Origin of the sequence: Neorhizobium petrolearium, assembly GCF_029854435.1 — a bacterium.
GTDB lineage: Bacteria > Pseudomonadota > Alphaproteobacteria > Rhizobiales > Rhizobiaceae > Neorhizobium > Neorhizobium petrolearium.
The window spans coordinates 110400-122800 of sequence record NZ_CP123001.1 but is presented as its reverse complement, the minus strand read 5'-3'; the positions used below and the strand labels follow the sequence as shown (position 1 = coordinate 122800).

General features: G+C 61.5%; 14 protein-coding genes. 10 read left to right on the top strand and 4 right to left on the bottom strand.

All coding sequences use genetic code 11. The features are described from left to right. The first annotated feature begins 106 nt into the window (after positions 1-106). The 3 genes from QEO92_RS27455 (at position 107) to QEO92_RS27445 (ending at position 2354) form a co-directional block, all read left to right on the top strand. Positions 107-592, top strand: a complete 486-nt coding sequence (locus QEO92_RS27455; protein ID WP_227705362.1) for a GFA family protein — start codon at positions 107-109, stop codon at positions 590-592. 24 nt (positions 593-616) lie between these two features. Then, positions 617-1162: a sugar O-acetyltransferase gene (locus QEO92_RS27450; RefSeq protein ID WP_227705361.1), complete on the top strand. Its 546-nt coding sequence runs from the start codon at positions 617-619 to the stop codon at positions 1160-1162. A 127-nt stretch (positions 1163-1289) separates the two neighbouring features. Beyond that, positions 1290-2354, top strand: a complete 1065-nt coding sequence (locus tag QEO92_RS27445; protein WP_227705360.1) for a glycoside hydrolase family 25 protein — start codon at positions 1290-1292, stop codon at positions 2352-2354. Between the two features lie 52 nt (positions 2355-2406). Here QEO92_RS27445 and QEO92_RS27440 read toward each other — a convergent pair whose 3' ends face one another. Further along, positions 2407-3483: a class I SAM-dependent methyltransferase gene (locus QEO92_RS27440; RefSeq protein WP_227705359.1), complete on the bottom strand. Its 1077-nt coding sequence runs from the start codon at positions 3481-3483 to the stop codon at positions 2407-2409. A gap of 148 nt (positions 3484-3631) precedes the next feature. Here QEO92_RS27440 and QEO92_RS27435 point away from each other — a divergent pair, with 148 nt between their 5' ends. Beyond that, positions 3632-4672, top strand: a complete 1041-nt coding sequence (locus QEO92_RS27435) for a GlxA family transcriptional regulator (protein ID WP_227705358.1) — start codon at positions 3632-3634, stop codon at positions 4670-4672. Positions 4673-4830: 158 nt separating this feature from the next. Beyond that, entirely contained in the window at positions 4831-5061 is a 231-nt protein-coding gene (locus tag QEO92_RS27430) for a hypothetical protein (RefSeq protein WP_227705357.1), read from the top strand. A gap of 57 nt (positions 5062-5118) precedes the next feature. Here QEO92_RS27430 and QEO92_RS27425 read toward each other — a convergent pair whose 3' ends face one another. The 3 genes from QEO92_RS27425 to gcvA are packed head-to-tail and all read right to left on the bottom strand — an operon-like array spanning position 5119 to position 7230. Continuing rightward, the gene (locus QEO92_RS27425) at positions 5119-5811 is read right to left on the bottom strand and encodes a DUF2161 domain-containing phosphodiesterase (RefSeq protein WP_227705356.1); all 693 of its coding nucleotides are present in this window, start codon (positions 5809-5811) and stop codon (positions 5119-5121) included. A 49-nt stretch (positions 5812-5860) separates the two neighbouring features. Further along, on the bottom strand, positions 5861-6232 hold the full coding sequence (locus QEO92_RS27420; RefSeq protein ID WP_227705355.1) for a SecDF P1 head subdomain-containing protein: 372 nt from the start codon (positions 6230-6232) through the stop codon (positions 5861-5863). A 56-nt stretch (positions 6233-6288) separates the two neighbouring features. After that, complete coding sequence (gcvA, locus tag QEO92_RS27415; protein ID WP_081952661.1) at positions 6289-7230, bottom strand: transcriptional regulator GcvA; 942 nt, start codon at positions 7228-7230, stop codon at positions 6289-6291. Between the two features lie 158 nt (positions 7231-7388). On the opposite strand from gcvA, the gene speB reads away from it, so the two are divergent. From speB to QEO92_RS27390, 5 genes are all read left to right on the top strand, one after another. After that, positions 7389-8447, top strand: coding sequence for an agmatinase (speB, locus tag QEO92_RS27410; RefSeq protein ID WP_227705354.1), 1059 nt, complete (start codon positions 7389-7391; stop codon positions 8445-8447). Between the two features lie 73 nt (positions 8448-8520). Beyond that, positions 8521-9609, top strand: coding sequence for an ABC transporter substrate-binding protein (locus QEO92_RS27405; protein WP_037145695.1), 1089 nt, complete (start codon positions 8521-8523; stop codon positions 9607-9609). Positions 9610-9721: 112 nt separating this feature from the next. Continuing rightward, on the top strand, positions 9722-10759 hold the full coding sequence (locus tag QEO92_RS27400; protein ID WP_227705353.1) for an ABC transporter ATP-binding protein: 1038 nt from the start codon (positions 9722-9724) through the stop codon (positions 10757-10759). Next, positions 10756-11610 (top strand): ABC transporter permease, encoded by an 855-nt coding sequence (locus tag QEO92_RS27395; protein ID WP_037145692.1) that lies wholly within the window; start codon positions 10756-10758, stop codon positions 11608-11610. The genes QEO92_RS27400 and QEO92_RS27395 overlap by 4 nt, the downstream gene beginning before the upstream one ends. Next, positions 11607-12401: an ABC transporter permease gene (locus QEO92_RS27390; RefSeq protein WP_227705352.1), complete on the top strand. Its 795-nt coding sequence runs from the start codon at positions 11607-11609 to the stop codon at positions 12399-12401. The genes QEO92_RS27395 and QEO92_RS27390 overlap by 4 nt, the downstream gene beginning before the upstream one ends.

The window sequence follows — 12401 nt, the reverse complement described above, 5'->3', positions numbered from 1 at the left end:
AAGTTAAACAGAACGGGCCCCTCCCGTCTCCCCAATTTTGCATTGCGAAGCGGCGGCTCGACATTTCATGATAGGCTTACCGCACTGCAGGGAGCCAGGAAGCGACATGAGCGAGATATTCGAAGGGGGCTGTTTCTGCGGCAGGATCCGATACCGCATGCACGGGCGTCCGATGTTCATCCATTGCTGCCACTGTACGGATTGCCAGCGCCAGACCGGTGGAGCTTTCGCCATGAACGCGCTGATCGAGGCAGAGCACATCGAAATCGTCGATGGCGAGCCTGTGCCGGTCGCCATGAAGACCGACAGCGGCCATCCGCACGACATTTACCGCTGTCCCGATTGCCAGATAGCGCTCTGGAGTGACTATGGCCGGCGCAGGTGGATGCTTTTCATCCGCGTATCGACCCTCGACAGACGGACGGAATTCACACCCGATGTCCATATCTTCACCCGCTCGAAAGTGCCCTGGGTCGGACTGCCGGACGATGCCAAGGTCTTCGACGAATATTACAGCACCAGGGCGCTGTGGCCGCCGGAAAGCCTGGCTCGACGCGAGGCGGCCCGGATCAAGGCCGGTGCGGAACGGTGAAGCAAAAAGCGGGGACGGCAAGGTATGGCGAACGAGCGGGAAAAAATGGCGGCGGGAGACTGGTATTCCTGTCTGGATCCGGTACTCGACGCCCTGCGCAACAACGCGCGGATCGCCTGCCACGCCCACAATACAATGCCGCCTGACCAGCGCGGCACGATAGCGCCGGCCCTGCGGGCTCTTTTCGGCGCGGTTCACGAAACCGTCTTTCTGGAAGCGCCGTTCCATTGCGCCTACGGGTTCAATGTCTTTCTCGATAAGGGCGTTTATCTGAATGCTGGTTGTACGATCCTCGATACCGCACCGGTCAGGATCGGCGCTCGCACGATGCTCGGCCCTTCCGTACAGCTCTATTGTGCTGACCACCATCGTGATCCAACCCTTCGCGTCCAGGGGCTCGAGATCGCCCGTCCGATCACCTTGGGCTCCGATGTGTGGATCGGCGGCGGCGCGATAATTCTCGGTGGCGTGACGATCGGTGATGGCGCGGGCGCGGTCGTCACGCGCGACGTTGCGGCTGGCATCACCGTTGCCGGCAATCCGGCTCGCGCCATCAAGCCGCGCGGCTGATTCCCTTTCTGGTGCACATAAAGATTGGATTCAGCATTTCTTGGTAATTTTCCATTAGCAATTCCTCTCAGGGATTATCGACGGCATTGGGGACGCCGTCTTGGTTGTTTTGCGTACGGGTTTCCAAATGCGTCGTCTGTCGGCTGTACCAGTTCTCTTCTTTGCCTGTTTCGCTCTGGCAGGTTGCGCCTCCAATTCCGGTCCGGAGGACATCGTGGCCGGTGTTGCACCAAGGGAAACGACTGGCTCGATCACCCAGCCGGTAGCGCCCGTTCCATCCGTCAGCGTCGGCAAGACTTCGCGGATCAGTGCCCCACAGGTTCAGCACGAGCCGCAGACGGAAACGCTCGCCTGGTCCGGCTCGATGCCGGCGCCGCAGGCCTTCGTGCAGGAGACGACGGTCGGCATGCCTGTCCCTTCCGAAAGGCCGGTCGCCATGCTGGTGCCCGACAGGTCGGTGGTCGAAGCTCCGCTACAGCGGCGCATGCAGATCTATAGCCGTCGCTTTCGCGACGCCAAGCCGATCAATTTTGGCCGCGTCTCGCCTAAGGACTATGCAGTCCACGGCGTCGATGTCTCTCGCTGGCAGGGTGAGATCGACTGGGGAAAACTCAGGACTCAGGGCGCCAACTTCGCCTATATCAAAGCGACCGACGGAGGCGACCATCTCGATCCGATGTTCAAGACCAATTGGCGGCGAGCCAAAGAGGCAGGTCTGAAGCGCGGCGCCTACCACTTCTTCTACTGGTGCCGTACCGCCGGCGAACAGGCTGACTGGTTCATCCGCAACGTCCCTCGGGATCCCGATGCGCTGCCGCCGGTCATCGACGTGGAATGGAACCACGAATCCAGCTGCAGGCAGCGCCTGTCGCCCAAGCGGGTGCTGGAAAAGATGCAGGTCTTCATGGACAAGCTCGAACGGCATTACGGCCAGCGCCCGATCATCTACACCGCGCCGGACTTCTACAAGGACAACCTGAGGGGCGAATTCCTCGATTATCCTTTCTGGCTACGCGCTGTCGCGCAGCACCCCTCGAAGGTCTATCCGGGCCGCAAATGGCTCTTCTGGCAATATTCCGGCTCCGGCCTGTCGCATGGCGTCGATGGCAAGATCGACCTCAACGTCTTCCACGGCAGCGTGGAACAATGGCACAACTGGATCTCGCCGCGGACGACCCTGGCGCGAAACTAGCCAGGCAAGCGGGACCTGCCGAAACCGGCCCCGCCTGGTCCCTCGGGCTACATCAAAGCCGCGCTTCGAGGATGAGGTTGAACGGTGTCGCCATGGCCCGCCGGAAGTGCGTAAAGCCGGCCTTGTAGAATACCTCCCTCAGCCGCGCCTCACCGGCCTGCGCGCCCAGCACAATGTGGCCGCCATCCGAGATAGCATGCGCGCAGCAGATCGTCGTCGACGCCGCGTAATACAGGCGGGCGACCGGCGAGATATTGTCCTCCACGCGGTCATTGGCGAAAGGTTCCACCAACATGACGGTACCGCCCGGAGCAAGCGTGCGCGCGGCGTGCTTTGCCGCGGCGAGCGGATCGCCCATGTCGTGCAGGCAATCGAAAAAGCAGATCAGGTCGTACCCCTTGCCGGAATAGTTCTCCGCACGCGCCTTTTCGAATGTGACCCGGTCTGCGACGCCGGCCTCCAAAGCGATCTTTCGGGCCTCGGCGACTGACTCCGGATGCGTATCGAAGCCGTGGAAGTGCGATGCCGGGAAGGCTTCCGCCATCAGCACCGTGGAATGGCCGTAGCCACAGCCTATATCCGCCACCAGGGCCCCGCTCTTCAACTTGTCGATTACACCATCGAGCGACGGCAGCCATTCGGGGACAAGGCTCGCCTTGTAGGCGTTGCGGTAAAATGACGCCACGCCGCAATAGAGACGACCGTCGTGGTCGCCCCAGGGGATGCCCGAGCCTGTGCGGAATGCTTCGAGCGCCTTGTCCTCGTCCGCCCACATCGAGGCCGGCACCGCCCAGGCGCCGGCGATGAAGACCGGGCTCTCGTCGTTTGCGAGCACCAGCGCCTGTTCCGGCGTCAGTTCGAAGCTGTCGCTGATCGCGTGATAGGCAATATAGCCGCCGGCGACCTGGGAATTCAGCCACTCGCGCACGTAACGCTCGGCGCAACCGGTACGGGCCGCCAGTTCGCGCGAATTCAGCGGTCCGGCGCCTGCCATGGCCTTGTAGAGGCCTAGGCGGTGGCCGATGCTGACCATGACGCCGCCATAGCCGGCTGACAGATCGCCGATGGCGCGCGAGACGATCGCGTCCAGCTTGGCCGGATCGACCGAATTGGTTGTAAGATAATCCATGTTGCTATCTCCTGTTCGTTCATCGGTTGTGATGATGATCGGAAGATCGCAGATGAAATCCGTGGTCGGCAGAGCGGGAAAGTCCAAGATCGGGTCGTTTGCGCCACATCGCGGCTCGGTATAGGCAATAAATGTCGGAGGGAGGGGTATGCCGAATGAGGCAGATCGGACACGCTTGAAGCCGCGACATGTAAGCCTCGTGGCCATTCCCGATGCCGTAGTCTCGACACTGAGCGGCGTCTTTGATGTCATGAACGCATTCTCGGTCCTGCCGCCAGGGCTTACAGAAGCACAACCGTTTGAAGTGCAGATCGTCGGGTTGGAAGCGGGCCCATTGATATTGGCAAGTCAGGTGCCGATCACCGTGCAGCGGAGCATCGACGGTCTCGATGCCACCGATATCATCATCGTTCCGTCGATCCTGCTTGGTCCCGATGGTTGGCGGAAAGGTCGATATCCGCAGCTGGTCGAATGGGTTCGCAGAATGCATGACCGCGGCGCTCTTCTCTGTTCGGCCTGTTCCGGCATATTTCTGCTTGCCGAGACCGGGCTCTTCGATGGCGCAGAAGCGACCGTTCATTTCGGTTATGCCAGCGCCTTTTCAGCCGCCTTTCCGCATGTGTCGATCCATCCGGAGCGTGTGCTCGTCGTTTCCGGACGGAGAGAGGAACTGATCAGCTCGGGCGCCTCCATGACCTGGCACGACCTCGTGCTCTACCTCATCAGCCGCCATATGGGAGCTGCGGCAGCGCAGACCATAGCGCGTTTTTTTGCGCTTCAATGGCATCAGGACGGGCTCGCGCCCTACATCGTTTTCGAAGGGCGCAATGACCACGGGGACACTGCGATCCAGGTGGCACAGGATTGGGTCGCGACCCACTTCTCCGTAGCCAATCCGCTCGAAGAGATGACCCGGCGGGCCGGTCTCACCGAACGCACCTTCAAACGGCGCTTCACCCGCGCCACCGGTGTCAGCCCGATGGCCTATGTGCAGCGCCTCAGGATTGAGGATGCCAAGCGCCGCCTGGAGACCACCGACATATCGGTCGATGAGATAAGCTGGCAAGTCGGCTATGAGGAGCCCGCTTTCTTTCGCCGATTGTTCAAGCGCATCACGGGCCTGGCACCCGGTGTCTATCGCCGTCGGTTCCGTATTCCGGACTATGCACGGTCTGCGTCGAAGGACTGATCGTTCACTCGCCGCTCCCGGAAAAGTGAATTTCTTGGAACAAATCCTGCTCGCCGGCATTGTCTCCCGCGTAGGAGGAAGCAATCATGACTTTTGATCCTAATGACAGACAGCCCGATTACCGTTCCGAGCCGGCCCGAGGCCGGAGCTCCTCGTGGATGGCTTGGGTCGCCGTGATCGCCGTCATCCTTGTCGGCGCCTTTGTATGGTCCCAGATGGGCGGCTCGCCCACCGACACGCAGACTACGTCTTCGACAACACCGCCGGCAGCAACGGAGCCCTCGCCGGCACCGGCACCTGTTACGCCGGGTGCTCCGCCGGCAGACAATGCAACTCCGGCGACCCCGCCAGCAGGTGGTGGTGCGGGTGGCACCGGCTCTCAGCCGTAAGCCGTTTATGCATCAACCAACGGCCGTCCGCCTCTCACGGCGGGCGGCCTCTTGAGGTCAGACGTTCGGAATAGCGTCATCGGACGTCGTGGGCATGAGGCTTGCCTGGGGCCAGCGCTCCAGAGCCTGTCGCCCGAGTTCGGTCAGCGCATAGACGCCTTTCTCCACCCGTTGGAACCAGCCGTAGTAATTGGCAAGCAGGATCGCACCCGCGTTCGGCGCCGCCACCTTCATGTCCCGGGGACGAAGTGGCCCCTGGACAAGTGCCGCCGCGCAGACGAGCGCCTGCTGGCGATAGGCGGTCATGACCGGTACCTTCGTGCTGCCGCCGATCGCCGGATCACCCCGCCGCCTGCGATGTTCCTTGACGAGACGCGTCCGCCGCTTCGGATTGGTGCGTGGCATGGGTGAGACCGAACTGACGATGACGCTCACCTCGCCTGCATCCGATACGCCGAGCATACCAATGCCGAGGCGGCGGCAGAGATCGCGATACCGCTTGTCGGCCTCGCGACCACGCCCGCTTGCCGAAACCCGCGCAGCAATCCACACCTCATCGGATGTTGCCGCTCGGTCGACCGCCTGAAGAATGAGCTCCAGATTGAAGCGGAGCTTCAGCTCACAAACCACCACGACCGGCGGATCGGTTTCGCTCAAGCCCACCAGATCGCAGCCGCCCACCTCGCCCTTCACTTCGTAGCCGAAGCTTTCCAGAAAGGTTTTGACGGGCGAGTAGAGCGAGGTTTCCATGCTGCGCGGCCAAAGGGAATCAGTCGCAGGAAGCTAGCACGAATGCGATCTATTTGACCGGTTCATCATCGATCGTCAGCCTGGCGCTATGGTTGAGCAGAAAAGCGAGATTTTTCGCCGCTTCCGGCGTCATCCCGCCACTCAGCCGGATCGCCGGACCGTTCATCGGGCCTCCGATAAAAGGAGACATCAGCAGCGTTCCGTCGGCACGAATGTGGATCTGCCTACCCACCCTACTTTCCGTGAAAGCCGCAGCAGCTTCGACGCTTTCGTCCGTCAGGAGAACATCGACCGCACCGCCTGGCGGCACATCGTCCCGGCTCACTTCCGCCTTCGCGACCTTGAGTTCGAGCATCTCGGCCGAGGCGGTCGCCTGGCCCATGAGAGAAATTGCAAGGCCGGTCACGAGCTTTGCCAACATGGAACGTCTCCTACATGCCATGACATTTGAGAGATCTAGGGCAAACGAGGCGAACGTCACCCTCTCCGGCCGCGAAGCAGCGTGCGGGCCGAAGTCTGCGGCTCCGCCAGATGGTCGGCCTCCAGCGACGAGAACATCCACTCGATGAAAACGCGCACGATCGGTGTGGAGCGCATCGCAGGACGGCAGGCAACATAGAAGGAATCGTTTGCCGCCACGCTCAGGTCGAAGGGAACGACAAGCTCTCCCCTCGCGATCAGGTTGCTGGCTGTGATCGTATCCCCGAGCGCAATCCCCTGCCCGTGCAGGGCGGCTTCCGTCGAAAAACGCGCATCGCCCATGTAATATTGCTGACGGCGAGGCAGGTCGACGGCATCCGCTGCCGCCAACCAGGTATTCCATTCCCGTCCGTCCGCGTCGCCATGCAGCAGGATGTGATCCTCCAGGTCACGCATTGAGCGTAGCGGGCGATTGTTCAACAAAGTCGGGCTTGCAACGGGGAAAAGCCGCAGATTGCTCCACAGCCGTGTCCAGACATCAGGCCAGTTGCCATCGCCGTAGAGAATGCAGACGTCGACATCGGGCGAATGCAGTCTGACGGGATCATTGGATGCGGTGAGCTTCAGTCTGACGCCCGGAAACTGCTCGGTGAAGGAATTGAGGCGCGGCACGATCCAGAAGGAAAGAAGTGCCGGCACGCAGGTGATTGAGAGTTCGCCGGTGGTGGCCGGCCGCTTCATTTGAGCGGTCGCAGCCGCAATCTCACCGAAGGCCTGGGTAACGGCTGGCAGCAGCAGCGCCCCCTCCGAGGTGAGTTTCAGGCGCTTTGCGCCGCGTTCGAAGAGCGGCACATTGAGCGACACCTCCAACGCCTTGATCTGGTGGCTGACCGCACCATGGGTGACGTTGAGCTCACGCGCGGCGGCCGAAACCGAGCCTCGACGGGCCGTCGCCTCGAAGGCGCGGAGCGGATTGAGGGGCGGCAGGCGGCTCGTCATGCTGAACCTTATTGTTAGTTTTTCTCACATCAACCGCTAGAACAATCTCAATTGCTTTTCCACCCCGTCTCGGCGGATAATGATGAAAACAAGGGCGGCAGCCCAAAGGGAACAAAATTTAGGCTGCGCTCAAACAATATAGAATAGACGAGGCAATCATGGCATTCGACGGCAAGAAGCTCGAGGAGTTGCGGGCGAAATATCTCGACAGCCAGGGCGGCGAGATATTCGATCCGAAATTTCGCAAGGTGGGCGAAAAGATCTTCAACAAGGCGGGCACCCGCGTAGCCCCCTATGCCGGCATTCCGACCCTTCTTGACGCGCCTTACCTACCCGTTGATGCGGAAAACCCGGATTTCGGCGATCTTCAGGTGGCAATGATCGGCATGCCGATGGACTTGGGCGTTACCAACCGGCCGGGTTCGCGCTTCGGGCCGCGGGCGCTGCGTGCCATCGAGCGCGTCGGCCCCTACAACCACGTCCTGGAATGCGCACCGACCCATGAGCTTCGGGTTGCGGATATCGGCGACGTACCTTTCCGCAGCCGCTATCGGCTGGAGATGAGCCATGACGACATCGAGAAGCGGATCAATCAGATCGTCGATGCCGGCGTGCTCCCCCTATCCGTGGGCGGAGACCATTCGATCACCCACCCCATCCTGAAGGCCGTCGGCAAAAAGGCGCCGGTCGGCCTGATCCATATCGATGCCCATTGCGACACGAGCGGCTTCTTCGACGAGACGAAGTTCCACCATGGCGGCCCGTTCCGCAACGCGGTGCTGGACGGCGTGCTCGACCCGACCCGCACGATCCAGATCGGTATCCGCGGTGCCGCCGAATATCTCTGGGAGTTCTCCTACGAGTCCGGCATGACCATGATCCATGCAGAGGAAGTGAACAACCTCGGCATTCCGGCGATCATCGAGAAGGCGAGAAAGATCGTCGGCGACGGCCCGACCTATCTCTCTTTCGACATCGACAGCCTCGACCCGAGCTTTGCGCCCGGCACCGGCACGCCGGAGATCGGCGGGCTTACGACCCGTGAAGTGCTGGAACTGATCCGTGGATTGAAGGGCGTTAATATCGTCGGCGGCGACGTGGTCGAGGTGGCGCCGCAATATGACGCGACCAATAACACCGCGCATGCAGGTGCCCAGATGCTATTCGAAATCCTGAGCCTGATGGTCTTCAGCCCTTCCGTGAAGGGCCGGGCTTGACGTAAATTAGATAACAAGAGTGGGAACCCGCCCATGCGGCACCGGACCGGTGGGCACACAAAGGAGAGACATCATGTCTGATATCTTCAATGCCAGGATCGGCCGTCGCACCGTGCTCGGCGCCGGTGTCGCCGGCGCTTCGATGCTTGCCATGCCGGCCGTACTGCGCGCCCAGGACAAGAGCCTGAAGGTCGGCGTCTACGGCGGCTACTTCAAGGATTCATTCGACAAGAATATTTTCCCGGATTTCACAAAGGCGACCGGCATTGCGGTCGAATCGATCGCCGAACCGACAGGTGAGGCGTGGCTCGTACAGCTCGAGCAGGCCGCCAAGGCGGGTGCAGCGCCAGCCGACGTTTCGATGATGTCGCAGGTCGCGATGCTGAAGGGTCAGTCGACGGAACTCTGGGCGCCGCTCGATCTTTCCAAGCTTCCGAACGCTGCAAACCTGATCGAACGCTTCGTCAACAAATATCCGGACGGCCGCGTTGCCGGCATCGGCGCCGTCTCCTGGTACATCACGCTCGTCTCCAACACGGACGTGTTCAAGGACGCGCCTACCTCCTGGAGCGCGCTTTGGGAGAAGGACAAGGAAGACAAGCTTGGCCTGCTCGCGCTCGTCTCCAATTCCTTCCTGCTTGAAGTGACGGCGAAAACCTTCATGGGCGGCACGAGCGCGCTCGACACGGACGAAGGCATCATCAAGGCGCTCGAAAAGCTTGCCGAGCTGAAGCCGAACGTCCGGCTGTGGTATCGCGACGAGGCGCAGTTCGAACAGGCGCTGAAATCCGGCGAAATCCCGATGGGCCAGTATTATCACGACGTCACCGGCCTTGCGGTCGCCGACGGTTTCCATGTCCGCTCCACCTTCCCGAAGGAAGGTGGCATCCAGGACAGTGGGTGCTGGGCGCTGTCGCGCGCTTCGCAGAAGACGGAAGAGGCGCATGTCTTCATCGATTACATGTGCCAGCCGGCAATCCAGGCGACGCTTTCCCGCAAAGTCGGCACCTCACCGACTGTCCAGCGCGGCCTCACCGATCTCACCGACCAGGAATTCGCCGCCGTGTCTTCCGATATCGAACCGATCGTCCCGCGCTATGATCTCTATCAGACCAAGTCCGATTTCCTGAACCAGAAGTGGACGGAGATGATTGCGGGGTAAGGCTGTTTGCCCCTCACCTAACCTTCTTCCCGCTTGCGGGAGAAGGTGGCGGCAGCCGGGATGAGGGGCATAATTAGCCCTGAGTGCTCGCGGTAGAAGCAGCGGAGACCAAATGTCCGGATTGAACCTTCAGCATGTGACGAAGCAGTTCGGCACGTTTACCGCCGTCAACGACGTCAGCCTCTCCGTGCCGGACGGCACCTTCGTTTGCCTGCTCGGCCCCTCTGGCTGCGGCAAGACCACGCTGATGCGCATGATTGCCGGTCTCGATCTGCCAACCGAAGGCACGATCCAGCTCGGCGGTGCCGATATCACCACCATGCCGACCCACAAGCGCGAACTCGGCATGGTATTTCAGTCGCTGGCGCTTTTTCCGCACCTCACCGTCGGCGAGAACATCGCCTATTCGCTCCGCATCCGCGGCATCGCGAAGGACATGCAAAAGAAGCGGGTCGAGGAACTCCTGGCGATGATCCATCTGCCGGGTTTCGCCGACCGTTCCGTCAACAAGCTCTCCGGTGGCCAACGACAGCGCGTGGCGATCGCACGCGCCTTGGCCATTTCACCGAAACTTTTTCTGCTCGACGAGCCGCTGTCGGCGCTCGACGCGAAGCTTCGCGAGGCGATGCAGGTGGAGCTGCGCCAGCTGCAGCAGCGGCTCGGCATCACCACCATCGTCGTCACCCATGATCAGCGCGAGGCGATGACCATGGCCGATACGGTCGTGGTGATGAACAAGGGCGAGATTCGCCAGGCCGCCGCTCCCGTCGATATCTACCGCCGTCCAGCCGACAGTTTTGTCGCCGACTTCATCGGCCAGACCAACCTTATCCCCGTCGAGGCCGACAGTGCCGGTCGCGCTAGGGTGCTGGGGCAGGCCGTCGAAGGATTGACGCTACCCGCCGGAACTGCAAAGGGCGTGCTCTCGGTGCGGCCGGAAGACGTGCAGCTCACCACCCCTGGGAATGGCACGATTTCCGGCGCCGTGACCTTTGTCCGCGATCTCGGCGGTGCCATCGAGACCTTCGTGGAAGCAGGCGGCCAGCAGATCATCGCCGTTTCCTCGCCGCGCAGCCGGCCGGAGGTTTCGGTCGGACAGCAGGTCGGCATCCGGCTCGATCCGACGACCAGCGTGGTGCTTGCGAAATGAGACGCGAACCACCGCAGCGCCCTGCCGATTACGGACCGCTTCTCTTCCCGGCGGGCATGCTGACCGTGTTCTTCGTGGTACCCTTCGCCACGATGATTGCCGTCTCCTTCTTCCAGCGGCAACAGGGCGGCTTTTATACGCCGGCCTTCGTCTTCGACAATTACGCCCGGTTCCTGAGCCTGTTCTTCGGCAAGGTGCTCGGCTTCTCGCTGTTTTTAGCGATCGCAGTGGCGGTTGCCTGCGTGGTGGTCGGCATTCCCTTCACCTATCTCCTTTCCCGCTCCAAGCGGAACGTCCAGATCGTCTGGCTGGTAGTGCTCCTCTCCATCCTGTCGCTCTCGGAAGTGATGATCGGCTTCGCCTGGTCGACACTGTTTTCCCGCACCGCCGGCATCACCAATTTGCTTGTCTGGCTGGGACTGATGGAACAGGCGCAGGCGCTGACGCCAAGCTTTACCGCCGTCATGACCGCCATGGCATACCAGGCCTTTCCCTATACGATCCTTGTGCTTTATCCGGCACTGGTGCGGCTCGACCCGACGCTGACGGAAGCAGCGCGCACGCTCGGCGCCTCGCCTGTCAAGGCATTTTTCACAGTCGTCGTGCCGGCGCTGCGGAATACCATCCTCGCGACGCTGATCATGGTCTTCATCTTCGCGCTCGGCTCCTATCTGCTGCCGCAGCTTCTCGGAAGGCCCCAGCACTGGACACTCTCGGTGCTGATCACCGACCAGGCGATCTACCAGTCGAACATGCCCTTCGCCGCCGCCATGGCCGTATTTCTAGTGCTGGTGTCGCTGGCGCTGGTAGGCCTCGCTTTTTATGCGGGCCGACAGAAGGAGGCCAAATGACCGCGCTTCGCCGCCTGTTCTTCTGCATCGTCGGCCTGTTCCTCGCCCTGCCGCTGATCGTCGTCGCCGGTGTCTCGGTCAACCAGCGCCAGTCGCTGACCTTTCCGCCGCAGGGCTTTTCGCTCGCCTGGTACGGTCAGATCTTCACCAATCCGGAATGGCGGAACGCGCTGATCGCCTCGCTGACGCTGGCCGCCCTTTCGGCCCTGCTGGCGCTTTTGATCGCGCTGCCGCTCGCCTGGTTCCTGTGGCGGCGCATTGCCCCCTGGGCGAATATTTTCCAGCTTCTCGGCATCGCGCCCTTTACCCTGCCGCCGGTGATCACCGCACTCGGAATGCTCACCTTCTGGGCGACGACCGGCTTCTACGGCCAGCCCTGGACGGCGGTCATCAGCCACGGCATCTTCTTCGTCACCCTGCCGCTGGTGACATTGTCGCTCGGTTTTTCGGCGATCGACCGCTCGCTGGTGGAAGCGGCCGCCACGATGGGTGCCGATGACAAAATGGTGTTCCGCACCGTCGTGCTGCCGCTGATCCTGCCTTATCTCGTCTCGGGTTATGCCTTCGCCTTCGTCCTGTCGCTCAACGAATACATCGTTGCCTACATGACGGTAGGCTTCACGATGGAAACCTTGCCGATCAAGATCTTCAACGCGCTGCGCTACGGCTATACCCCGACCATGGCCTCGGTGACGGTGCTGTTCCTGGTTGTCGCTGCGGTCGTCTTCGGCCTGGTGGCGCGGTTCGGCGACCTGCCGAAGCTGCTTGGCGCGATGTCGGAAGACAAATAG